Here is a 24,592-nt window from a genome sequence, read left to right as displayed (position 1 = left end):
CGGGCCCTTTTAAAGGAGTAGAACTGAATGCCAAAAGCACCGCTTTTTCGAGATCCTATTTATGATGGCGCTGCGGATCCGGTACTTGTTTGGAACCGGGAAAAGGAAGAATGGTGGGTTGTTTATACAAACCGGCGTGCTACAGCAGAAGGTACAGGTGTTGCCTGGGTACATGGTACAGATCTTGGTGTCGCCTCATCAATTGATGGAGGGGAAACATGGACATACCGGGGAATTCTTCAAGGACTGGAGTTTGAACATGGGCGCAACACATTTTGGGCACCGGAAATTCTCTGGCATGATGGCTTGTATCATATGTATGTGAGCTACATTCAAGGTGTCCCATCTGAGTGGAAAGGGCACAAAAGGCATATCGTCCATTACACAAGCCGAAATCTTTGGGACTGGAAGTTTCAATCTGTACTGGAGCTAAGCTCTGATTATGTAATTGATGCGTGCATTCATTTAATGCCAGACGGCAGGTGGCGCATGTGGTACAAAGATGAAGCCGCTGGTTCTGCTACATACGCAGCTGACAGTCATGATTTATACGATTGGAAGTCGGCAGGCCCTGTTTTAACCCATCAGCCTCATGAAGGCGCAAACGTGTTTTTTTGGCGAAATGCGTATTGGATGATTATTGATGAATGGTCTGGTCTTGCAGTTTACCAGTCAGAAAATGCAAAGGACTGGCAGCGAAACGGAAAAATTCTAGAAGAACCGGGCACGCGAGAGGATGACGGATCGATTGGCCTGCATGCGCATGTGCATGTAAACGGTGATGAAGCCTACATTTTTTATTTCACACATCCAGACCGCAGCTTTAATCCTCAGTCTAAAAGGTCATCCTTGCAAGCAGCCAAACTGTCAATAACCGACGGAGTACTCATCTGCGATCGGAATGCTTCATTTTCATTTTGTTTATAGGAGGAGAAAAGGGCATGAAAACGAGTGATATTCGTATTCGGGATCCATTTGTTTTGGCTGATCACCAAACAAAAACCTATTATCTTTACGGAACGACAGATGAAAATGTATGGACAGGCCCTGCTTCTGGTTTTCAAGTATATAAAAGCGGAAATTTACAGCAATGGGAAGGTCCGTTTGAAGCCTTCCGTCCACAGCCTGATTTTTGGGCGAATCAACACTTTTGGGCTCCGGAAGTGTTCGAATGGCAGGGCTCCTATTATATGCTGGCCACGTTCAAATCAGAAGATCGGTGTCGGGGCACACAGGTTTTAAAAGCGGAGTCCGCGCTCGGTCCGTTTAAACCGCTAACGGATGGTCCCATTACACCAGAAGGATGGGAATGCTTGGATGGAACATTGTTTGTCGATAAAAATGAAGTGCCCTGGATGGTATTCTGCCGTGAATGGCTTCAAATAGAGGATGGAGAAATGTACGCCATGCCATTATCTATGGATTTACAGGCCGCATCCGGTGAGCCGATTTTATTGTTTACTGCCTCACAGGCACCCTGGACAAAGCCGGTACGGGAAACCAATTATGTGACAGACGGTCCGTTTTTGTATGAAATTGAAAATGGCGGACTTGAAATGATCTGGTCAAGCCATAGTGAAAAAGGCTATGCAGTTGGTGTAGCCAAATCCGTCTCGGGCGCGGTAGAAGGACCGTGGGTTCATGAGGAAAAGCCGCTTCTTGATGAAGATGGCGGACACGGAATGCTGTTCCGGGATTTTGCAGGCGAGAGACGGCTCGCTATTCATACGCCGAACAAATCTCCCAATGAGAGAGCCATTTTTCTAAAGGTAAAGGAGCTGGATCAGTGAAGATTGGCATGATTGGAACAGGTGGATTCAGCCGAAAGCATGCGACTATTCTTACCGGAATGAAAGATGTCTCACTGCAGGCTGTATGCGGGACAAGTGTAGAAAAAGCCGAAGCCTTTGCCAGACAGTTTGGCACGATAAAGGGTTATGACAATGTAATAGAAATGCTCGATGATAAACAGTTGGATGCTGTTTATATTTGTGTACCGCCGTTTGCGCACGGACGGCTGGAAGAGCAATTGATCGCTCGTGATATTCCATTTTTTGTGGAAAAATCGCTGGCTGTTGATTTGTGTACCGCTTCAAACATTAAAGCGTTACTGAATGAAAAAAACCTCATTACATCCGTTGGCTATCATTTTCGTTATCGTGACACGGTTCGTTTATTAAAGGAAGCACTTTCTGTACATACTGTCGGCATGGCCGTTGGCAGTTGGATGGGTTCGATGCCGCTTGTGGATTGGTGGCGCGACCGGAACCGGTCAGGAGGCCAGTTTGTTGAGCAGACAACTCATTTAATGGACCTCGTCCGCTATACGCTTGGAGAAGTAGAGGAAGTGTATGCGATGGAAACGGACCGGTTAATGGCTGCAGCATATGACCATGTGACAGCAGCAGACGTGGGCAGCGCCATGCTGAAAATGAAAAGTGGCGTAATCGTTCAACTTTCCAATACATGTATGCTGCCGGATGGCGTTTCCGAAATAGGTCTTCGCTTTTTTTACAGCGGTGGAATAGCCGGGTTGGACGGGAGCGGCCTCGCAATATGCACAACGGACGGTGAAACGAAACAAAAGGATAAAGTAGATCCATATGTACGGGAAAATGAAGCTTTTTTGCATGGTGTTCGTACGGGCGATACGTCCCATATTTTATCTTGCTATGAGGATGCCTGGTATACGCAGCAGACTGCAAATGCAATTGGAAAATCTATTCAACAAAAAAAGCCAGTGCGGTTAGGAGAGGAATAAACATGTTAACAAAGGAAGAACGCGTAGTATTTATTGGAGACAGCATTACAGACTGCGGACGACGGGCAGAACCTGAAGAGCTGGGAGACGGATACGTCAGGATGATTCGCGATCAGCTGATTTGCGAAGCGCCTGCAGATGCACCGGTTATCATCAACAAAGGGATTGGCGGCAATCGTGTAACTGATTTGGCTGAGCGTTGGGAGCAGGATGTATTAAATGAACAGCCGACTGTGCTGTCTGTCTCGATAGGGATCAATGATGTATGGAGGCAGCTTGATTCAAAAGAGATGGATCAAGTATTACCCGGGAAATTTGAAGAAGTATACCGAAGCTTGCTGGAACAGTCTAAAGGCATTCAGCTTGTTCTAATGGAGCCGACAATCATTGATGAAGATCCGGAATCAAAAGGCAATGAGCTACTTAAGCCATATGTGGAGATTGTCCGAAAACTCGCGGACGAATACAACGCTGTGCTTGTGCCCGAGCATCAAGCCTTTATCGAATATTTACGTGCAGGCGGTGAGCATAAGCTGACCACAGATGGTGTTCATATGAATTCAGTCGGAAACACGCTGATGGCACAAACATGGCTGAGAGCCGTGCGTGAAAAGCAGGCATAAAAAAGGCGCTCTCCTTTTTAGGAGAGCGCTTTTTCACAGTGTTGAAAAATAGAGTCGTCAAGAAGATATTTCGTTTTCCAAAAAGTTTATATGATGTGTTTCTTTTTTAGCTTGCCCGAAAGCCTCCCCCTTTTGAAAAGCAGCGTCAGTGGTCTGCAGACTGGCGGCTGCGATTTTCTGCGGTGCGAACGATGAACCAGCCATCGCTTCGCGCTATCTGTTTCATCCTGTCCGCTCGTCCCGCGGGAGTCTCCGCCGCCACCCCTCCGCCCGTTATATTTCTGAAACAATAAGGTTGAAAGAGTTTTTCTATTCTTTCTAGCAAAGAAAGAAAAACATACTGGGTTTCACTGGCTTTTTCTCTTCCCACAAGAGCGGCAGGCGCGGAGCGTAGACTCCTAAGGGACGAGCTCACCGCCTGCCCCTTGGAAAGCGGAGGCCCGCGAATGCCGCTCTTTCTATGCTTCGGCTAAGAACGATCACATACAGGGGAACAAGCTAGACCAAAAATATTCATAAACAGTCGGATTCTAGGAATAATGCAGCTGGACAACATCCTGTTTTAACAATATGAAAGGCGTTCTCCCCTTAGGAGAGCGCCTTTTAAGGGATCACTACTTCAACACCGAAGTGATCAGATACAATCGGTTTGTTGAGACCGTTGAAAATCACCGAGGATGATGCAACGAGGACCGGTTGATTCACGAAAATGTAATCAATTCGCAAATCCTTTTTGTTTCCATCCCAGCCATCAATTTTTCCTTTGACGGTATAGCCTTCGTCCTTCTGGGAAGCAAGGATATAAGTGTCTTGAAATCCAGCAGACAAAAGATAATCATAGTTTTCGTTTCTCACGGAAGCGTCACCGTTAAAGTCACCCATTAAAAATGCCAGTTCATTAGGCGAGACGTTACGCAGCAGGCGATCCAGCTGTTTTTTTGCAGGCTCTTCCTCATCATGCCACCAGCCAAGATGGCAGGAGAAAAAAGAAACGGGCTGGCCATTGATATCAATGGATGCTTTGACAATTTTACGTGTTTTCCAGTTGTGTATATCATGATGGTCTGTAATAAAAAAAGAACTGTGGCTTTTTACAGGGTGCTTCGTGACGATAGCAACACCCTCTTCATAAATGTTATAGCCGAAGTGGCATATATCCCAAACGAAAGTATAATCCGTTGCACCAAGCATATGAAGCTTTTGAACAAGCAGCTCTGCATAATTCGCATGCCCGGCTTCCTGAGACTGGCTTACCTCCTGGAGCGCCACCACATCGTATGATTTTTCGGCAATTGTCTCCGCAAGCTCTGTTAGTTTTTCAAAAGGATTCTGTTCCTGCCAGGAATGGCAGTTTAAGGTTAGCAGTTTCATCTCCTACACTCCTAAATAATCCTGAACATCGGATTTAATCACATCTGCTTTCGGGCCGTAAATGGCCTGTACCCCTTTATCCTTTAAAATTAACCCGAGCGCGCCGGTTTTTTTCCATTCTGCTTCGTCCGATACCTTTTCTACATCTTTCACGGTTACGCGCAGCCGGGTCATACAGGCATCTACATCCTCGATATTGTCGGTGCCGCCAAGCAGCCGGATAATAGCCGCTGCGGCAGTTCCTTCTGCGGCTGGTGTGCTGTTTTTTATTGGTGCGTTTGTGTCTTCATCATCTGTATAATTACCGGCACGACCTGGAGTTGGGAAGTTAAACTTTTTGATCAGGAAGTTCGCAACCGTAAAGTTCAAGGCGAAAAACACAGCGCATGTGACAACAAAGTTTAAAATATCACGCGTTAATCCTGCTTTCGCCGCCATTGGCATGCGTGTTAAAAATTCAATCAGCCCGAATGAATGAAGACGAAGGTTAATCAGGTCAGCCGCCGCAAAGCTCAAGCCGGTTAAAATCGCATATACCACATATAAAAGAGGAGCCGCAAACATAAACATAAACTCAATCGGTTCAGTTACACCGGTTAAAAAAACGGCAAGTCCGGCAGATAAAAACATCGGTTTGTATTTAGCGCGTTTGTCTTTATCTACATTTTTATACATGGCCAGCGCTATACCGACAAGGGAGGCAGTAGAAATAATCATTTGGCCCACTTTAAAGCGTGCCGGCGTTACCTCGTTCAGCAATGCTTGATACGCCGTCATATCGCCTGCTGCTTTTAAATTGTTTAAGTCAGCCGCCCAGGCAAGCCAGAGCGGATCTTGTCCGGCTACGACCTGACCAGCCGAAGAGCCTGTCAGCATCGTATACGTGCCGCCAAGTGATGTATAGTTAATTGGCACAGTCAGCATATGATGCAGGCCAAAAGGCAGAAGAAGACGTTCAAGTGTACCGAATATAAACGGAGCAATGATCGGCGCCGTATCCTTTGAGGTGGCAATCCATTTTCCGAACTCATTCAAGGCACCTTGAATAAACGGCCAGAGGGCTGCGAGCAAAATGGCAATAACAACCGACCAGGCAATGACAACAAAAGGCACAAAACGTTTACCGTTAAAGAAAGCAAGCGAAGCCGGCAGCTTGCTGAAATTATAATACTTATTAAAAATCACGGCTCCGACAAAACCGGAAATGATACCAATAAATACACCCATGTTAAGTGCCGGAGCACCGAGTACGGAAGTAAAATAATCGCTTACAATTAGTTCGCTGCCAAAAAACGATGAAACAGACGCTTTTGGGTCACTGATCATAGCACTGTTTAAACCAAATAAAGCGCCGGTCACCCGGTTAATCAACACAAACGCTAGCAGGGCTGCAAATGCACCGCCTGCCCGTTCCTTGGCCCAGGATCCGCCGATGGCAACGGCAAATAAAATATGTAAATTGCCAATGATGGCCCATCCGATATCTTCCATTACATGAGCCGTTGTTTGTACGAAGCTAATATCGCCGCTCATCATGGCGATCAGCTTACCAACCGAGATCATAATCCCAGCCGCCGGCATGACCGCTACCACAACAAGCAGTGCTTTTCCAAGCTTTTGCCAAAAATCAAAAGACGTTAACTTTTTCATAGCCTATTCTCCTCTTGAGTAAGTTTAATAGTGAATATAGCGAAAACGTTTGCATGGATTTCATTCTAATAAATACGCTTTCATTTGGCAAGAATAATTTTAAAAAGTTTGTATTGGTCCCCAATTCTCACTTGTTTTTATCAAAAAGAAATAAATGAATCAAAAATGTTCATTTGTTTTTATGGAAACGATTGCATTGATGTTTTGTCTGTTTTATACTAGGGCTTATCAAACAGCAAAAAGCACGGAAAGCAAAAAAAGAAGGAGTGAGGGAAATAGGGACGCCCTCACATGTTTTCGCCTTCCATGCTAAAATACACGTAAGAAGCACATTAGAGGATACGGGGGTCGTCGCATGAACAAAGTATGGTGGAAAGAAGCAGTCGCCTATCAGATTTATCCGCGCAGCTTTATGGATTCAAATGGAGATGGTATCGGAGATATTAAAGGAGTGATCTCCAGGCTGGATTACTTAAAAGATCTCGGCATTGATGTGATCTGGATCTGTCCGATGTTTGAATCACCGAATGATGATAACGGATACGACATTAGCAATTACAAAGAAATTATGAATGAATTTGGAACGATGGCTGATTTTGACGAGCTTTTGAAAGCAATTCATGAACGGGGGATGAAGCTCATTCTTGATCTGGTGATTAACCATACAAGTGACGAACATCCGTGGTTTATTGAATCGCGTTCTTCCAAGGATAATCCAAAACGCGACTGGTACATTTGGCGCGACGGCAAAAGCGGAGGAGAGCCGAATAACTGGGAAAGTATTTTCGGAGACTCAGCCTGGGAATATGACCAGATTACAGACCAGTTTTTCCTACACTTGTTTTCAAAAAAACAGCCGGACTTAAACTGGGAAAACACCGAAGTGCGCCAGGCGCTTTATGAAACGGTTAACTGGTGGCTTGACAAAGGGATTGACGGCTTTCGGGTTGATGCGATCAGTCATATTAAGAAAAAAGAAGGGCTGCCGGACCTGCCAAACCCAAAAGAGCTGAAATATGTTCCTTCGTATGATTACCACATGAATGTAGAAGGCATTCAGCCGTTTCTTGAAGAGTTAAAAGCTGAAACATTTACCAAGTATGACATTATGACAGTCGGTGAAGCAAACGGTGTAACAGCGGAAGACGTCGATGAATGGGTCGGTGAAGAAAAAGGAAAGTTCAATATGATTTTTCAGTTTGAACACCTTGAGCTGTGGAATGCCGAAAAAGAAACAGGGTTGGATATTCCGGGATACAAAAAAGTGATGACAAAGTGGCAAAAAGCGCTCGAAAACAAAGGCTGGAATGCGCTGTTTATTGAAAATCATGATAAAGCGCGCGTTGTTTCTACATGGGGCAACGACCGGGAATACTGGTGTGAAAGCGCCACGGCTTTTGCGGCGGTGTACTTTTTAATGCAGGGAACGCCTTTTATTTACCAGGGCCAGGAAATTGGCATGACCAATGTAAAATACGAAAGCATTGAAGATTACAATGATGTCCGCACCAAAAATATGTACAGACTCGGGACGGCAGCGGGGATTCATCATGATGAAATGATGAAGATTATTTGGAATTCAAGCCGCGACAATTCGCGTACGCCGATGCAATGGTCAGCGGAGAAAAACGCTGGCTTTACAGAAGGAACGCCATGGATTAAGCTGAATGAAAACTTCAAAAGCATCAATGTCCAAGCGCAGCAGCAGGACGAAGGCTCTATTTTAAACTTTTACAAGCGGATGATTCGAATGAAGAAAGCCCATGATATATTTACGTACGGTACTTACGAGGAGATAATGGAAGATAGTGAGCGCATGTTCGCATATACGCGCACGCTTGGAAGTGACCGGGTCGTGGTGCTTGCTAACTTGTCGGATCAGCCGGTGCCGGTTCCGAAGCAGGAAGGCATTCTTTATGATGCTGCACAATTGATGCTGCACAATTACAATGTGCCGGAAGAAGGCACATCTGATGAATTGGTTTTACATCCGTATGAAACACGGGTATACCGCATATAGAATCGAAAACCGGCTTCAAACGAAAATGTTTGAGCCGGTTTTGCTTGTTCCAGGCTGAAAAAAACAAAAGAGGTGATTTCAGCTGTTTTATTCTTTGTTGAGCTGAATGCGGTGGTAGGCTTTTCGGTATTCAGAAGGTGTTAGCTTTTCGTACTGCCTTAAACAATCTCATAAAATAGCGTTCATCGTATGCGTTTTCCCTCCTTATCCATTATGGGGTTGCTTGAAATATTCACTGATTATGGCAGGGGGAAAGCCGCTGCAGTCGTTTGGACTGATTTTGGCTCTCGGAGGACTGGGCTGGCTTTATGTAAAAGTGCCAGGTCTTGTACCGGTATTCGGTACCAGTCTTATCTCATTTGTGATTTTAAAAATAACCCTTCGCTCTTTTGGGAATCCCCTGCAGTCAGCTCGGGCGGATATCCGTGAGTAAAAGGCCTGTTCCAGGAACCAGGCCTTTTTCTGTGCACTCAATTAGCAATAGTCGTTCGACTCAGCAGACGTTTAATTGAGGCATCTGCTTGCTTTAACACATGCGGCTCGTCGATCGTTTTCATCATTCCGTTTTCCATTACCACTTTGCCATCCACAATGGTGGTTTCCACATCTGCCCGAGTCGCCGAATAAACAATCCGCGAAATCGGATCAACATCATAGGAGGGGAAGGTGTGGAAATGGTTTAAATTTAAAATGGCCAAATCGGCTTTTTTGCCGACTTCGAGGCTGCCGATTTCATGGCTCATTCCAACAGCCCGGGCGCCGCCGATCGTGGCCATGCGAAAAACGGTGCGGGCATTCATGCTGGTCGGGCCGTGAAGGGGCTTTTGAATCAGTGCGGCGAGGCGCATTTCGTTGAACATATCCAAATTATTGTTACACGGAGCACCGTCCGCCCCAAGACTGACCGAGGAGCCGACTTCGAGCATTTCAGGAACATCAGCAATACCGGATGCAAGCTTTAAATTAGAGCCTGGACAATGGCTGACATGTACACCGCGCTCCCGAATAATCCGTTTTTCTTCTTTGTTAAGCCAGATGCAGTGTGCCAAAATAAGCCGTTCATTTGCAAGACCGAGATGATCAAGATAAACAACATTACGCATGCCGGTTTCCTGCTCAACAATAGCGATTTCTCCCTTGTTTTCGGAAGCATGGGTATGCACATGAACGTTGTAATGGGCAGACAGCTTCTGCACTTCCTTTAACAATTCTTCCGTACAGGAAACAACAAATCGCGGCGAAAAAGCATATTGGATTCGGCCGCTGTCGTACATATGCCATTTTTCCAGCAGATCCACACTTTCCTGAATGGATGCGGCTGTTTTTTCCTGCAGGGCAAGCGGAACCTCACTCCCTTTATCCATCATAACTTTCCCGGAGAGGGCGCGAATACCGCTTTTGGCAATCGCGCGAAAAGCCGAATCGGTATGATGAACGGTTTCCATGTCTACAATCGTTGTGGTACCGCTTTGCAGAAGCTCTCCAATGCCAAGCATCGCTGAATAATAAACAGATTCTTCATCATGGGAAGCCTCAAGCGGCCAGATCCGCTTTTTCAGCCAGTCCATTAGTTCAAGGTCATCGCCTTTTCCGCGAAAAAGTGTTTGGCATAAATGAACATGCGTTTGGACAAAGCCAGGAATAACTGTTCGTCTGGAAGCATCAATCACGCGATCTGCCAGCGATTGGTTTAAAGCTGTTCCAATTGCTTCGATGCGGCCATCTCGGATAAAAATATCCCCAGTTATAATATCCTCCTGTGTATTCATGGTAACGATTTGTGCATGTTTAATCAGCAAACTTTCCATTCCTATCCCTCCCAGTCAATAAAAAAAGCCACGAAAAAACCAGCCCTGTTGCTGATCTTTTCGTAGCCTGGAATTTACGGTTCCAAGTAGAGACCCCCAGCCCGTATTGCCGGGGATATACGAAAAAAGATACCCTTAGCATAAAAGGAAGCAGGCTCCTCTTCAACTTGAATGGAAGAAAACCTTACATAAATTCTGTTTTCTTATCAAAAGCGTGGTTCAATAAAAGCAAGCGTAATAAAGAGGAGGGCATGAAATGAAGGTACAGTTTTTAAGTGAACAGCATAAGAACTGTTTTCGAGCAGTGTATGCTTCAATGCCTACCATACAGCAGGCAGATGGGGCGAAGCTTGCTATTCTTTTTTTACTGACAGGAGATTCAAAACTCGCAAAAAAGGCCGCTGCCTATATAAATCCAGGAAAGGGCCAGTATCTATGGTCTGAAGCATGGCCGGACAACAATGATTCATTGTCGGTACTGATGAGGCACTTTCTCGACGGGACAAAAGTGAAGACAACGTTTCATTTAATGGATGATTTGGATGACAATCAATTAAAGCTGGCGCTGAATGCGATTATGATTAGGCGGCTGGGCGTTCAATCAGATTTTCACGAAGATAAAAGCGACGAGCGCTATTATTACTATATGTAGAAAAAGCCTGGCAGCCCCGGGCTTTTTCTCATTCTGTTGAAATCTGATGTTGTCGGGCTACATCATCCTCAAGATCTACATGCGTAGTGGCTGCTCTTAGCCGAAGCATAGAAGAAGCGGCATTCGCGGGGCTCCGCTTTCCAAGGGGCAGGCGGTGAGCTCATCTTCGCCACTTCGCGGCAAAGCCGATCTTACCTGTCCCGCTAGTCCCTTAGGAGTCTACGCCCCGCGCCTGCCGCCTTTGTGGGGAGGAACAGAAGCCAGTGAAACTCAACCTGTTTCCCCTTCTTTGCTGGAAAAAACAGAAAAGCCCTGTCAACCTCTCTGTTTTTCAAAAGGGGGAGGCTTTCGGGCAAGTTAAAAAGACACACACCATATACACTTTGTGAAAAACGAATTTTCTCTTGATCTCTTTGTTTTTCTATGCATTTATTAAATGTTTAATGCGAAGAGCAAGGCGGACCTGCAGAGAGAAATCTGGATCTTTTAATGAGATGCCAAGCAGCTCTTCGCATTTTTCAAGCCTGTATACGACTGTGTTTCGATGGACAAAGAGCCGCTTGGCCGTTTCGGATATGTGACAGTGGCTTTCCATGTAAACGAATAAGGTATCAAGAAGTGACTTTTCTTCTTCTAAATTACTTAGCTTAAGCTGCTGAACGGTATGCTTATAAAACTGGGTTAAATCTTTTGATGGAAGCAGGCGCAGCAGCTCGTTCACATCTTTTGTCCGGTGAAAGTGGATAGAGGAAGGGCCGCTGGACAGCCGATTGGTTTTTAGTGCGTCGCGTGCTTCCTTGTAGCCTTGTCGGACAAACAGGAGCGAGGAGCACAAGTGACTTACGCCAAAGGAGATGGTGATCCTATGCTCGCGGGTCAGCCTGCTTTGCAGCTTTTCTAAAAAAGAAGCCGTAAACAAATGGGTATCTTTCATATGATCCGGTACTTTTGCCAGAATGATTAACATCTCCCCTTTTGTAAAAAGTCGGCAGGGAATATCCATCGTGTTCAGCTCTTTTTCGAAAAAGTAATATACTTCATCCAGTTCCCTCTGATTCGTGTAATACGACCATTCCTCTTCAGGGGCATCAATTCGGCCAACCGCACAGACGTATTTTTGCTTTAGTGGCAAATCAAATTCCTTTGCGCGGCTGACTGTTTCTTCTTCGCTTGAAAAAGCATCATCTAAAAAGTTAGCGAAAAATTCATTGCGAATGCGGCGGTTGGACTGTTTCACTGCTTCTTCCTTCAAAAGCTCAAATGAAATTACATTCAGCGCTTGCTCGATCGTAAGAAGCTTTACCTGTTCAGTTGGATGAACAAAGCCTTTAAGCAAAAGCAAAGCGGCTTTTTTTTCGTGCGCATAAACAGGAAATAATGTGTAACCTTCTTTTGGAGCTAAAGTGCTAAATACCGTAAACGCAGCAGAACCAGCCGGCAAAAAAGAGCCATGCTCAGATGCCCATTTTTTAAATGGAGAAAAAGCTTCTGCCAGCGAATGATCTCCGGCAATAGGTGCGAAGTAGGCAGTTGATAAAAATGCACGATGGCCAGTAAGTTCAGTTAAATTGGCGAGAAGCGCGTTTAAACCTTTGCCGTTTATAATGTGACTTGAAAACAGCTTGTGCGTTTCGATCGCACCCCGCAGCTCGCTTGTTCGCTTATCCAAAATAATATTCAGCATTTGATTGACTGTTTCGCCAAGTGACCAATTCTCGGGGATTTCAACAATCGGAAACCCGAGCCGGTCCGCGAGCTGGATTGCTTCTTTCGGAAGCTGGCCGAAAAATCGTTTTGTTTTAATGAAGAGAGCAGCGCAGTTCTTCTGGGCCATTTGCTCGATTAAGCAGATCAGCCCATTCGGATCATCTTTTACATGATAACCTGTTGTGACAAGTAGATCGCTTGATTTTAGATAAGGAAGAATATCGGGCGCATCCATCATTGTCACATTGGTAATGTTATTGGCCGCGCCTCTGGCACCCGCGGTCAACGTAACAGTGTGAAAGGGAGCATGAGTTAGCAGCGTGTTTAACTTCAATCAAAATCCTCCTTTTAAATGATCTTGTGTAATATTATATAACATAAAATATTAATAAATTGTGAAAAACAAGAAAAAAATATGATATTTTAGTGATTACAACCAGTGACAGGTCATATTTTTCCTTGTAAACTGAATTTGAGTAATAAAATATTACACAAACGAGTTAGGAAAGGGAGGGGTGTGGAGTGCTGACATTAAAAGAAGTGAATGAAATGAAACGGGTGTTGTTTGTTCAGCACTTCGGCAGCGTGTTTGAACATTCGCTCTGGGTAGCAGAACAGGCGGTGCGTAACCGTCCTTTTAAATCGGTACAGTCACTGCATGATAAGATGATAGCGATTGTCAGGGAGTCGGCCCTTTCCGACCAGCTTGCCCTGCTTCGCAATCATCCGAATCTTGGCTCGGATATAAGAATGACAGATGCATCTTTGAAAGAGCAGAGAGGTGCTGGACTGACTTCGCTTTCGAAGCAGGAATTTGGCCAATTCTCTCTTTTAAATGAAGCATACACGGAAAAATTCGCTTTTCCTTTTATTCTGGCTGTACGTGGAAAAACAAAAGCAGAGATCTGCAATCAAATGAGGCGGCGGCTTGAAAATGATCAGGAAACTGAATTTGAAACAGCGTTGACGGAAGTGTTTAAGATAGCCCAATTTCGTCTTCAGGACATTGTGATCCAGGAGGAGACAAAGCCGCAGGTACTGCCGTAAAGACTTCCTTTTTGCAGGTATTATATAGAAGAAATAAAGGGAAGGGCCATGATTTTCGGAATCAGTGCCCTTTTTTAAAACCTTATGATAGGGGGGGATCTATATGGAGGATATTCATGAACTGCTTGAGGCTATTGACGCTTCAGCTGTTGGAGGAACGCTGGCAGCAGTTGTTAAAGTAACGGGATCTGCATATAAAAAAGAAGGAGCAGCTATGTTGTTTAAGACGAATGGCATACGGGTCGGCCTGCTTAGTGCAGGGTGTCTGGAAGAAGATTTATACGAACGGCTGAAAAGGGCAGAGAATCCGTACGGGGAATTTATGTACGATATGCGTGGTGAAGATGAGCTGTCCTGGGGAGAAGGCTCAGGCTGCAATGGGGTCATTCATGTATGGACGGAAAGATTGGATGAGGAGTACACAGCACATTTATTGCATTTAAAAGAAATACTGCGCTCCGGGCAATCTGTTTTTATGATTAAAAAACGCGGAGTCTGTCCCGGATATCTCTTTGTTCCGGATTCAGGCCGTGCATTCGGACACTGGGAAGGAGAGGTACCGGAAGACTGCCGGGTTATTGAGCGGGGCATGTTTTTTAGTAAAGCGCTCGATAGTGAAGTGTATGTACAAAAAATTCGCCCGAAGCGCAGGCTTGTTGTGTTCGGAGCGGGGCCAGACGCGAGGCCGCTCGTTTCGTTTGCGGCGGCGGCTGGATTTTCGGTTACTGTTTCTGATTGGCGCCCGGCTTTTTGTTCCGCTGAACATTTTCCGGATGCTGAGAAGTGTGTGATTGGTTTTCCGAATGAAGTGCTTTCTTCTTTAGCTTTAAAGCGGGAAGACTGTGTTGTTGTTATGACTCATAATTTTAAGCGTGATCGAGAGTTAATGTATGCGTTAAAAGAAAAAGAACTTCGATACTTTGGTGTGCTTGGTTCTCGAAAAAGAACAGCCCGTTTGTTTGGGTCTGATGCGATTCCTTCTAGTATTGCTTCTCCGGCGGGTTTAGCAATTGGTGCGCAGGGTGCTGAAGAAATTGCGATCAGTATTGTAGCTCAGCTTATTCAAATAAGTCATTCCATCCAGCTGAGAGAAGCTGCTTGTTTATGAACGAACGGATTGTTGGTGTTCTTCTTGCTGCTGGGAGCAGCCGCCGGATGGGGGGAGATAAGCTGGCGCTGCCGCTTGGGCACACAACGATTGGGGGCGCTTCGCTGGAAACGGCGCTTTCCTCGTCTCTTGATCATACAATTGTAATAGGAAGGAAAGATAGCCAGGCGGCGTGGATTCCCCCGTCGTTGTTTGAAAGAAAAGGCTGGTCGTACGCTGTCTGTGATGAAGCGTTCTATGGACAAGCATATACACTGGCATTTGGCCTGAAGGCGGCGGAACAAATGAATGCACAGGGAGTGATGGTCCTGCTGGGGGACCAGCCTTTTGTCGGAGTTGAATTGATTAACCAGATCATCAATACGTACAAAAAAATAAATGTGCCTTTTGTGGCAGCGCGTTTGGACGGAATACCACGCCCGCCTGTTCTTTTTTCAAACCGCTGTTTTCCTGTGCTGAAGCAGCTGAAGGGAGATCGGGGAGCGGGCAATTTGCTGAAGCAGCTTTCGTTTGCGAGGCAGGGACGGATGGTTGATTACAAAGAATCCCGTCCTTTTTTTGATATTGATACGATGCAGGAGTATGAACAAGTGGTCAGGAGGGGATGGGATGGATACACAAATACCAGTGCCGACATCGGTATGGCAGCCAGGGAGTCTGGAGGAAGCCCGCTTCTTAAAGGAAGAGCTTGATGGAGTGTCGCGATTTATTGCAGGAGGAACGCTTATGCAAATGCAGCGGGAGCAGGGCGTTTCTTTTCCTCCTCATTTAATCAGCCTGGAAAGAATACAGGAGCTGGCGGATATTGAAGAAACGGTCGACGGATCAATCCGGATCGGAGCGTTAACGGATTTGGAATCCTGCCGGACCCATCCGCTGGTAAGGAGAAAGTGTCCGATTTTATCAGAGGCGATTGGTGCGATTGCCTCCCCGGCTGTGCGAAACCGCGGGACAATCGGTGGAAATGTTCTTTATGGGGTCGGTGACGCGATTCCGGTCTTGCTGGCTCTGGATGCACGCCTTTCGTGGTTTTGTGAAAATGGTATCCGTTCAGAATGGATAAATGATTATTTGAGTAAACAGGAAGCTCCAGCAAAAGCTGCCATTTTAACAGATATTACTGTTGCTTCTCCTGTGAAGGGACGCTGCTTTTTTCGCAAAATCGGCCGAAGAGAAACGTTTGTTCCATCTGTTGTCACCGTTGCGATGTACAGGGAGATGACAGACCGGCATACAATCAAGGAAATCCGGATGGTGGCGGGCGGCGGAGTGAATACACCGCGTCGCTTGAAGATGTGTGAAAGAGAGCTGATTGGTAAAGAGCTGACAGATGATTTAATCGTATCGCTGTCAGCAGGCATCAAAGAAGAAGCAGCTTTGATCGGTGATGTATTCGCTTCGGCGGATTACCGGCGTACCGTTGCAGCCAATCTGCTGCTGGCTGCGCTGCAATCTGACCGTTAAAAACAGGAAAGGAGACTGGTTATGGAGAAAAAAATTCGCCCGGACGGCAGGGAGAAAGTAACAGGCCGCTTAAAATATTTAACGGATCTTACATTTCCGGAGATGCTCTGGGCAAAAGTGTTAAGAAGTGCCTACCCCCATGCCCGCATTCTTTCCCTTTCCACTGAGAAAGCCCGGAAGCTGCCGGGTGTACGGGCAATTATTACCCATGAAGATGTTCCGGCTTTGAACGGATTTGGCATTGTTACTCCGGATCAGCCGGTTTTGTGTAAAGATGTCGTGCGGTATGTGGGTGATGCGCTTGCGGCTGTTGCGGCAGATTCGATAGAAATTGCCGCGCGGGCACTTGAGCTGATTGAGGTACACTATGAGCCGCTTCCTGTGCTTGACAGCCCGGAAAAAGCACTGGCAAAATCAGCTCCTTTTCTTCATCCGGGTGGCAATGTTCTTCACCGCGCCGGCTTCCAAAAAGGTGATATCCAGGCAGCCTTCTCACAATGCGCAAAAATCGTAGAAGAAACATATGAAGTGCCGCGTCAGCTTCACGCTTATATGGAAACAGAAGGCGGCGTCATTGTGCCTGAAAAAGATGGGTCTTTGACAGTGTATGTCGGCACGCAGCATGGTTTCAAAGATCGATTTCAATTATCGCGTATTTTAGGGATGCCGGAAGAAAAAATTCGGATCATTTCCAGTCCGATGGGCGGTTCGTTTGGTGGAAAAGACGAGTTGAATATTCAGCCGTATGGTGCTCTGCTTGCTCTTGCAACCGGCAGGCCGGTGAAAATCCACCAGACAAGGCAGGAATCGATGCGTTCGAGCATCAAACGGCATCCAATGAAAATAACAATGAAAACCGGCGTTGATCAAACGGGGCGGCTGCGTGCTCATCAAACAACGATTACAGCTGATACAGGTGCCTACGCCACATTGGGACCGGCGATTTTAGACTTTGCTGTGGAGCACGCCTGTGGTCCATACATCATTGATGCTGTAGATACAAAGGGCCTCTCGGTTTTTACAAACAATGGTGTTTCAGGAGAGTTCCGTGGATTTGGAGGCAACCAGATTACTTTCGCGCTTGAAGGGCAGATGGATCGGCTGGCTGCCGCGATTGGGATGGACGCTCTGGAGCTGCGGCGGCTTAATATTCGCCGCAAGGAGGATCCTGGCCCGCTCGGACAGCGGATTGCTCCGACGAATGGCGCTTTAGAAGTGCTGGAGTCCGCTGCCCGGGTGTATCATGCTAAAAAGCAGCATATGCCAAAAAGAAGTACGTGGAAGCGGACGGGCACGGGCCTTGCTGTTACGATGCATGGCGGCGGGCTTGGATTTGGAAGAATGGACCCGGCTGGCGGGCGTCTTTCCTTAACGGAAAACGGGAAAGTTGAAATTGCTTTTGGCTTTGAAGAAGCCGGTCAGGGTATTCTTGCTGTGATTGAAGCAGTGACAACAGAAGCATTAGGATGCAAAAAAGAAGACCTTTCGATTGTTATTGGAGATACGGCTTTTGTTCCTTCATCCGGGTCCACCACTGCTTCGCGTGGCACAAGCATGGTCTGGCATTCGCTGCAGCGATTAAAAGGACCTTTTATAAAGCAGCTGCTCCAGGGGGCCGCTCAGAGAACGGGCATAGAAGAAGAAGAGCTGTCGATTGGGCCTGGCGGGATTTGGAAAGAGGGCAGATGTATGCTTTCCTTTGAATCTCTTGCTGCAGGCAAAGAGCCAATTGTTGTTTCTACTCAGTTTGATTTTCCTGTTTCGCCGGATCCGATTGATTCAGCTCACTTTCTGTACACATACAGCGGGGTAGTTGCGCAGGTAGAGGTTGATCTATTAACCGGAAAAATAAAAGTAACGGAGCTGCATCAGTCTACGGCAGCGGGCCCTGTTGTAAATGAACTGGGCTACAGAGGGCAGATAGAAGGCGGCGGTGTGATGGCGCTTGGCTATACGTTAATGGAAGATGTGGTAATGAAGGAGGGGCAATATGCGACGGAAAACCTGGATTCTTATTTGATTCCGGGAATTGGAGACGTGCCGTTTCAACTGGAGCTTGAAGCCATTGAGACGCTCCCATTAGAAGATCATTATGGTCCGCGGGGGGTGGGTGAAATTGGAACGGTAGCCGTGGCGCCTGCTGTTGCGAATGCGATTTACGATGCAATTGGCTTTCGAGTCAGCTGTCTGCCGGTTAAGCCGGAAGCTGTGCTGCAGTCGATGGAAAGGGGGATACTTCATGAAAACAGATTCTAAAAGAGAAGAGACTGAAATGATACAGGTATCTTTTCAATTAAACGGAGAGCCTGTTCAATTAACCGTTTCACCTGTGATGAGAGCTGTTGATTTAATCCGAAATGAACTTGGGCAAACCGGTACGAAGATTTCGTGCGGCATCGGACGCTGTGGGGCCTGTTCCATTTTGCTGAATGGCAGGCTGGCTGTTTCCTGCCTTACACTGGCTTATCAGCTTGAAGGTATTTCGGTAGAAACGGTTGAAGGACTTTCGGATCAGAGCGCTATTCATCCTATTCAAGAAGCGTTTCTTGAAGAAGGCGGCTTTCAATGCGGCTATTGTACACCTGGAATGGTCATGGCAGCGAAATGTCTGCTTGATTCAAATCCGAAACCGAGTGAGGCGGCTATCCAGGAAGCTTTTTCAGGAAACCTCTGCCGATGTACAGGGTATGGAGGGATCATTCGGTCTGTTCAACGTGCTTGTTCTTCATAAATATTGTTAAAAAATCTAACACAAAAGAGCGCGGCCTGCCTACGGTTTCGCTCTTTTTTTCACTTATTTCTAACAAGGGTTATACATTTTAGTGATAATGCACATTGAGGTTCCCTTTTTCTCTTATTATGATGTTAGTAGATGTTACATAATAGACCGGAGGAGAGAAAACCATGACAATCGAACAAAAGCAGGCTGTTTATTTTCAGCATGTTAGTAAAGTGTATAACACAGGCACGGTCGCTCTTCATCATTTTGATTTTCCAGTAAAAGAGGGGGAGTTTGTCAGTTTTCTCGGGCCGTCCGGCTGTGGAAAGTCTACCGCGCTGCGTATGGTGGCTGGACTCGGCTCTCCTACATCAGGTGAGGTATCTGTTTTTGGAAGACCTCCAGAAGAACTGATTAAGTATACGAATGACATTGCGTTTGTTTTTCAGGATGCCAACCTGCTTCCCTGGCGGAGTGTGCTTGATAATGTGCTGCTGCCGCTTGAATTGCGCGGAGGCAGCAAAAAAGAAAAAAGAGAAACAGCCAAAAGGGTGCTTGAGATGGTTGGCTTAAAAGATCATCTATCCTCCTATCCACGCCAGCTGTCAGGTGGTATGAGAATGCGTGTATCGATTGCGCGGGCACTTGCAGCAAAGCCAAAGCTGCTTTTGATGGATGAACCGTTTGCGGCACTTGATGAAATTACCCGCCAGACCCTTCAAATGGAACTGCTCGATATCTGGAAGCGAGAAAAAATGACGGTTTTGTTTGTTACTCACAATGTATACGAGGCAGTTTTTTTATCTTCTAAAATCGCGGTAATGTCCGCCCGTCCAGGCAGGCTTTCATCGGTCATTGATGTGAATCTTCCTTATCCGCGTGAACTCAGCATGAGAACAGACCCCGCTTTTTCAAAATATGTGGAAATCGCTTCAGCGAGCCTTGAATCTCATGAATCCCGAAAGGAGACGGTTTAAATGGCAATGCCTGAAATGGAGATGACGAAGCAGCAAAACGCACTCACTGCCGCCGCCAGGAGAAAGCGGCCGTTTGCCTCAACGTTTAAAGAACTGTACCTCGGACCAATTATAGCGTTTATTTTGTTTCTTACACTCTGGCAGACAATCCCGCTTGCGCTGGGGTTGCCGCATTATATTTTACCGAAGCCGACAGACGTTTGGGAAGCCACGATTGCAGATTGGACCCTGCTGTCGGAAGCGATCCGCATTACCATCTTTGAATCGGTCATTGGCTTTTTATTAAGTGCAGTTATTGGGATAGGGGTGTCGGTGCTGCTTGCTAGCTCGAAAATACTAGAGCGGAGTATTTATCCGTACGCTATTATTTTACAGACGATCCCGGTAGTGGCAGTTGCTCCGATTGTTGTGATCTGGTTTGGAGCCGGCTTTAATTCTATCGTTGTCATTTCTTTTTTAATCGGATTTTTCCCTGTTATTTCTAATACGCTGATGGGCTTGAATTCAGTTGATAAAAATATGGATGAGCTGTTTACACTTTATAACGCATCCAAGTGGCAGCGCATGTGGAAGCTGCGCATTCCGGCCGCCATGCCATATATCATGACGGGATTAAAGATTTCCTGCACGTTATCAATTGTCGGCGCCATTGTTGGAGAGTACGTAGCCGGTATCGGTGGCGGAAATGGCGGTCTTGGCTATGCGATTACAGTGGCCGCTATTCAAGTGAAAACATCATTTTTGTTTTCATGCGGTATTGCAGCCGCCATTCTTGGCATCAGCTTTTACTTGATCGTCAGCTTGTTCTCGAAAATGCTGCTCGGCAGCTGGCATGAATCAGCAATGAAATCAGAAAAATAAATGAATGCAGGAGGAAGAGAAATGGAGAATGTGAAATGGAAATCGAGAGGGATTCTTGCTTCTGTGATGGCAGCAGGGCTTCTGCTCTCAGCGTGTAGTTCAGAGAGCGCAACTCAAACAGAAAATGAAAATGAATCGGCCGGTACTGAGGAAAAAACGGAAGATGTAAAGCTTGTGTTAAACTGGTTCCCGAAATCACAGCATGGCGGCGTTTACAGCGCGCTTGAGGAAGGAACGTTTGAAGAAAACGGAATGAACGTCGAAGTAGAGCCGGGCGGACCGCAAGTATCACCAGTTCAAATTGTTGCAGCAGGTGATGCACAGTTCGGGCTGGCGCACGCAGACCAAATGCTGATTGCCCGGAATCAGGGTATTGATCTTGTAGCAGTAGCCGCAACCATGCAGGGAAGTCCGCAGGCGTTTATGTATCACAAGGGGGAAGACATTCAAGACTTCGAGGATTTAAATGGCCGGGAAGTATTTGTTCAGCCGGGCATTACCTACTGGGACTTTTTAAAAAATAAATATGATTTAAGCGGTGCAACAGAATTGGGCTACAATGGCCAGCATGTGAATTTTATTGACAACAAAACATCGGTAACCCAGGCATTTGTTACTTCTGAGCCGTTTTTTATGGAGCAGGAAAATGTACCGGTTGAAACGCTGCTTGTCTCAGAGTCTGGTTATGACCCTTATAATGTAGTGCTCTTTACTACAAAAGATTATTTGGAAAGCAATAAAGAAACCGTTGAGACGTTTGTTGATTCCTATATAAAAGGATGGGAGTCATATGAGAAATCATCTGACAAAATCAATGAAGTGATTATTGGTGAAAATCCAAATATTGAACTTGAAGCACTAAACTTTGAGACAGAAACGCAGCATGACTATATTTATGGCAAGGATGCCGCTGAGCATGGAATTGGCTACATGACTGAAGAGCGCTGGGATACGTTGAAAAACCAGCTCCTTGAAATCGGACTGCTTGAAGAGGATTTTGATACAGGTGAGATCTTTACAACCGAATTTTTACCCGGACATAAATAAAAAATAAAGTAAAAAAGACCTTAGTTTCTCCTGGGATGCTGGGGTCTTTCTTTTCCAATGATGAAGAATGAGGAGATTACATGCGTACATTACTAATTAAAAATGCCAGAAATATTATTTCAATGGATGAAAAGCGCCGCGAATATCCAGGTGGAAGTATTTATGTAGAAGGACAGGAAATTAAAGCAATCGGTTCTTCTATTCCATTCGAAACAGCAGATACAGTTATTGATGCAAAGGACAAAATCGTCTATCCGGGCTTGATCAATACACATCATCATTTGTATCAAACCTTCACGCGAAACATTCCGCGGACGCAGGATTGTGAATTGTTTGACTGGCTGCTTACTCTTTATGATATTTGGCGTCATATCAAACCAGAAGATGTTTATTTGAGTGCGATGACCGGTTTAGGTGAATTATTAAAAAGCGGTTGTACAACGGTTGCAGATCATTTTTATGTTTTTCCTGATGGCATAAGCGGTGAGCTGATTGATGAAGAAATCCGTGCAGCCCGTGACCTGGGCGTTCGTTTCTTTCCCACAAGAGGATCTATGAGTCTAGGCAGGTCGCAGGGCGGTCTGCCGCCGGATGAAGTGGTTCAGACAGAAGAAATTATTTTGCAGGACACGAGGCGCGTGATCGAAACGTACCATGATTCAAGCAAGTTTTCGTTTCTTCGAGTTGGAGTCGCGCCATGCTCTCCATTTTCAGTCAGCAAATCATTATTAAAAGAATCTGCTTATCTGGCAAGAAGTTATGGAGTGCGTATGCACACCCATTTAGCCGAAACAAAGGATGAAGAAAGGTTTTGCCGCGAAAAGCTTGGACTTCGGCCGCTAGAATTAATGGAAGAAACAGGATGGGTCGGCAGCGATGTCTGGTATGCGCATGGAATTTGGTTTAATCAGCATGAAATGCAAACCATGGGTTCGTGTGGATGCGGGGTTGCCCACTGTCCAAGCAGCAACATGAAGCTTTCTTCCGGTGCTTTTCCCATCCTCGATATGCAAAAGAAAGGCGTAAATGTCGGACTCGGTGTAGATGGTTCAGCATCAAATGACGCATCGAACATGCTTCTTGAATTAAAGGTAATGAACCTTCTTCATAAACATCAGCAGGGTACAAATGCGCTCTCTGCAGAAGAATGCCTGTCAGTAGCGACGAACGGCTCCGCAAAAGTATTGGGCTGGGAAGATGCTATCGGATCGCTTGAAGTCGGGAAAGCGGCTGATTTATTTATGATTGACAGCAATCGTCTTGAGTATGCTGGTGCATTGTTTGATGATGCGGCACTGCCTGTTTTAACGGGAACTCCTCAAGTGGATACGACAATTGTCGGAGGAAAAGTAGTCGTGGAAAATGGGCGGCTTATTCGTATTGATGAACAGAAGCTGGCAGCCAGAGCACAGCAGGCAGCCCTGCGAATGGTCGAAACGGCTATGAAGCATACCAATATAAATTACCGTAAAAGAGGAGTAAAAAACACCATGCAGAAGAAGGGGGCATTCATGTGACGATTCCAGTGCAGGAAGCAGATTATGGTTTTAAGACAGCGAACGACATGCTAGAATGGCTGGCGGTGTTTGGAGGCAACGAAGGTGGCGGTGTAACCAGACTCTTGTACTCAGACACGTGGCTTGAAGCGCAGCACGCGTTAAAAGGGCTGATGCAGGCAAAAGGGCTGGATGTCCGATTTGATGAAGTGGGCAATCTGTTTGGCCGCCGTGTCGGTGTGGAAGAGCCGGAATCGGTTATTTTAACAGGCTCCCACATCGATACGGTAATCAATGGAGGAAAATTTGACGGTGCCTATGGGATTGCGGCCAGCTTATTGGCTGTTGAACGTTTATATGAACAATACGGGCCGCCAAAGCGGACGATTGATGTTGTTTCGCTGGCTGAAGAAGAAGGGAGTCGTTTTCCTCTTACCTTCTGGGGCTCAGGGTGGATAACGGGCCTTTATGACCTGGATCAGGCAGAACATATTTATGATCAAGACGGTATTTCCCTGAAAGACGCGATGGAAAAAGCGAGCTTTGGCGCTACATCGATGCCGAGCCAACTGAAAAAGCCGAAAGCGTTTGTGGAAGTGCATATTGAACAAGGGCCTATTCTTGAAAGAAAAAAGAAATCAATCGGAATCGTAAGCCATATTGTCGGCCAACGGCGGTATACGGTTCAGTTTAAAGGAGAAAGCAATCACGCCGGCACTACGCCTATGACCATGCGAAAGGATGCAATGCGGCTGATGGCTGAGTGGATTTCATTTATATCAGATGAAGCAGAGGCAATGGACTCATCGCTTGTTGCTACAGTTGGAAAAGTAAGTGTCAGGCCGAATACATCAAATGTAATTGCTGGTGAAACGGAATGTAGTCTTGATGTGCGCCATTACAATACTGCCGTGTTAAATCAATTTGAAGAAAAAATAAAAGCATTTGAAGAACGGGCCAGGCATCTTGGCATGACCATAATTATGCAGCGGTGGATGAACGTTGAACCGGTCGCGCTCGATCAGACAATGGCAAAATCAGCGGCTGAAGGAGCCGGGCAGTTAGGGCTTTCTTATGAAACGCTGGTCAGCGGAGCCGGTCATGATTCGCAAGTGTTTGGCAACTGCTGCCCGACCATGCTTCTGTTTGTACCGAGCCGAAATGGTATCAGTCATTCGCCGGAGGAATGGACAGAGCCGGAAGATCTTGAAAAGGGTGTTGTATTACTCATGAAAGAGCTTTACAAGCTTGCTTATGAATAAACAAGTGATGAGCCAAAGA

The 24,592-nt window shown here is 46.1% G+C and carries 22 protein-coding genes and 1 riboswitch; of the genes, 18 read left to right on the top strand and 4 right to left on the bottom strand.

Features of this window, described 5'->3' with window-relative positions; genetic code table 11:
• Positions 1-27 precede the first annotated feature (27 nt).
• The 4 genes from VP97_RS05020 to VP97_RS05005 are packed head-to-tail and all read left to right on the top strand — an operon-like array spanning position 28 to position 3,384.
• On the top strand, positions 28-927 hold the full coding sequence (locus VP97_RS05020; RefSeq protein WP_050180597.1) for a glycoside hydrolase family protein: 900 nt from the start codon (positions 28-30) through the stop codon (positions 925-927).
• Between the two features lie 14 nt (positions 928-941).
• Positions 942-1,790 carry a glycoside hydrolase family 43 protein gene (locus VP97_RS05015; RefSeq protein ID WP_050180596.1) on the top strand — a complete coding sequence of 283 codons (849 nt, stop codon included), beginning with the start codon at positions 942-944 and terminating at the stop codon, positions 1,788-1,790.
• Positions 1,787-2,761 (top strand): Gfo/Idh/MocA family protein, encoded by a 975-nt coding sequence (locus VP97_RS05010; protein ID WP_245629840.1) that lies wholly within the window; start codon positions 1,787-1,789, stop codon positions 2,759-2,761. The genes VP97_RS05015 and VP97_RS05010 overlap by 4 nt, the downstream gene beginning before the upstream one ends.
• Positions 2,762-2,763: 2 nt before the next feature.
• Positions 2,764-3,384 carry an SGNH/GDSL hydrolase family protein gene (locus VP97_RS05005; protein ID WP_050180595.1) on the top strand — a complete coding sequence of 207 codons (621 nt, stop codon included), beginning with the start codon at positions 2,764-2,766 and terminating at the stop codon, positions 3,382-3,384.
• Between the two features lie 603 nt (positions 3,385-3,987).
• Here the strand turns inward: VP97_RS05005 and VP97_RS04995 are convergent.
• Positions 3,988-4,755, bottom strand: a complete 768-nt coding sequence (locus tag VP97_RS04995) for an endonuclease/exonuclease/phosphatase family protein (RefSeq protein ID WP_050180593.1) — start codon at positions 4,753-4,755, stop codon at positions 3,988-3,990.
• Positions 4,756-4,758: 3 nt separating this feature from the next.
• Positions 4,759-6,405: a PTS transporter subunit IIBC gene (locus VP97_RS04990; protein WP_050180592.1), complete on the bottom strand. Its 1,647-nt coding sequence runs from the start codon at positions 6,403-6,405 to the stop codon at positions 4,759-4,761.
• A 355-nt stretch (positions 6,406-6,760) separates the two neighbouring features.
• Here VP97_RS04990 and VP97_RS04985 point away from each other — a divergent pair, with 355 nt between their 5' ends.
• Both VP97_RS04985 and VP97_RS04980 read left to right on the top strand, forming a co-directional pair.
• The gene (locus VP97_RS04985; RefSeq protein WP_050180591.1) at positions 6,761-8,425 is read left to right on the top strand and encodes a glycoside hydrolase family 13 protein; all 1,665 of its coding nucleotides are present in this window, start codon (positions 6,761-6,763) and stop codon (positions 8,423-8,425) included.
• 223 nt (positions 8,426-8,648) lie between these two features.
• Positions 8,649-8,858, top strand: a complete 210-nt coding sequence (locus tag VP97_RS04980; RefSeq protein WP_050180590.1) for a hypothetical protein — start codon at positions 8,649-8,651, stop codon at positions 8,856-8,858.
• Between the two features lie 37 nt (positions 8,859-8,895).
• Here VP97_RS04980 and VP97_RS04975 read toward each other — a convergent pair whose 3' ends face one another.
• Positions 8,896-10,233: a 5'-deoxyadenosine deaminase gene (locus VP97_RS04975; protein WP_050180589.1), complete on the bottom strand. Its 1,338-nt coding sequence runs from the start codon at positions 10,231-10,233 to the stop codon at positions 8,896-8,898.
• Positions 10,234-10,276: 43 nt separating this feature from the next.
• Positions 10,277-10,376, bottom strand: a riboswitch (purine riboswitch).
• A 113-nt stretch (positions 10,377-10,489) separates the two neighbouring features.
• Between VP97_RS04975 and VP97_RS04970 the strand changes: the two genes are divergently transcribed.
• Positions 10,490-10,885: a hypothetical protein gene (locus VP97_RS04970; RefSeq protein ID WP_050180588.1), complete on the top strand. Its 396-nt coding sequence runs from the start codon at positions 10,490-10,492 to the stop codon at positions 10,883-10,885.
• A 421-nt stretch (positions 10,886-11,306) separates the two neighbouring features.
• On the opposite strand, the gene VP97_RS04965 is transcribed toward VP97_RS04970, so the two are convergent.
• Positions 11,307-12,926 (bottom strand): PucR family transcriptional regulator, encoded by a 1,620-nt coding sequence (locus VP97_RS04965; RefSeq protein ID WP_050180587.1) that lies wholly within the window; start codon positions 12,924-12,926, stop codon positions 11,307-11,309.
• Positions 12,927-13,114: 188 nt separating this feature from the next.
• On the opposite strand from VP97_RS04965, the gene uraD reads away from it, so the two are divergent.
• The 11 genes from uraD to allC all read left to right on the top strand — a co-directional run bounded on the left by uraD (position 13,115) and on the right by allC (position 24,573).
• Entirely contained in the window at positions 13,115-13,639 is a 525-nt protein-coding gene (uraD, locus tag VP97_RS04960; protein WP_245629839.1) for a 2-oxo-4-hydroxy-4-carboxy-5-ureidoimidazoline decarboxylase, read from the top strand.
• A 103-nt stretch (positions 13,640-13,742) separates the two neighbouring features.
• Positions 13,743-14,747 (top strand): XdhC family protein, encoded by a 1,005-nt coding sequence (locus VP97_RS04955; protein ID WP_050180586.1) that lies wholly within the window; start codon positions 13,743-13,745, stop codon positions 14,745-14,747.
• Positions 14,744-15,439: an NTP transferase domain-containing protein gene (locus VP97_RS04950; RefSeq protein ID WP_050180585.1), complete on the top strand. Its 696-nt coding sequence runs from the start codon at positions 14,744-14,746 to the stop codon at positions 15,437-15,439. The genes VP97_RS04955 and VP97_RS04950 overlap by 4 nt, the downstream gene beginning before the upstream one ends.
• On the top strand, positions 15,357-16,211 hold the full coding sequence (locus tag VP97_RS04945) for an FAD binding domain-containing protein (protein ID WP_172656736.1): 855 nt from the start codon (positions 15,357-15,359) through the stop codon (positions 16,209-16,211). The genes VP97_RS04950 and VP97_RS04945 overlap by 83 nt, the downstream gene beginning before the upstream one ends.
• 21 nt (positions 16,212-16,232) lie before the next feature.
• Positions 16,233-18,467, top strand: coding sequence for a xanthine dehydrogenase subunit D (gene pucD, locus VP97_RS04940; protein ID WP_050180583.1), 2,235 nt, complete (start codon positions 16,233-16,235; stop codon positions 18,465-18,467).
• A complete protein-coding gene (locus VP97_RS04935) occupies positions 18,451-18,942 on the top strand; it encodes a (2Fe-2S)-binding protein (RefSeq protein ID WP_050180582.1) in 492 nt (163 codons plus the stop codon). Before pucD ends, VP97_RS04935 begins: the two co-directional genes overlap by 17 nt.
• 173 nt (positions 18,943-19,115) lie before the next feature.
• Entirely contained in the window at positions 19,116-19,907 is a 792-nt protein-coding gene (locus VP97_RS04930; RefSeq protein ID WP_050180581.1) for an ABC transporter ATP-binding protein, read from the top strand.
• A complete protein-coding gene (locus VP97_RS04925) occupies positions 19,908-20,768 on the top strand; it encodes an ABC transporter permease (protein ID WP_082220236.1) in 861 nt (286 codons plus the stop codon).
• Positions 20,769-20,789: 21 nt separating this feature from the next.
• Entirely contained in the window at positions 20,790-21,815 is a 1,026-nt protein-coding gene (locus VP97_RS04920; RefSeq protein WP_050180580.1) for an ABC transporter substrate-binding protein, read from the top strand.
• Between the two features lie 80 nt (positions 21,816-21,895).
• The gene (locus tag VP97_RS04915; RefSeq protein WP_050180579.1) at positions 21,896-23,332 is read left to right on the top strand and encodes an 8-oxoguanine deaminase; all 1,437 of its coding nucleotides are present in this window, start codon (positions 21,896-21,898) and stop codon (positions 23,330-23,332) included.
• Positions 23,329-24,573, top strand: coding sequence for an allantoate deiminase (gene allC / locus VP97_RS04910; protein ID WP_050180578.1), 1,245 nt, complete (start codon positions 23,329-23,331; stop codon positions 24,571-24,573). Before VP97_RS04915 ends, allC begins: the two co-directional genes overlap by 4 nt.
• The last annotated feature ends 19 nt before the right edge of the window (positions 24,574-24,592 follow it).

The organism is Domibacillus robiginosus (genome assembly GCF_000966195.1).
Taxonomy (GTDB): domain Bacteria; phylum Bacillota; class Bacilli; order Bacillales; family Domibacillaceae; genus Domibacillus; species Domibacillus robiginosus.
This window is presented reverse-complemented; position numbering and strand designations above follow the sequence as displayed.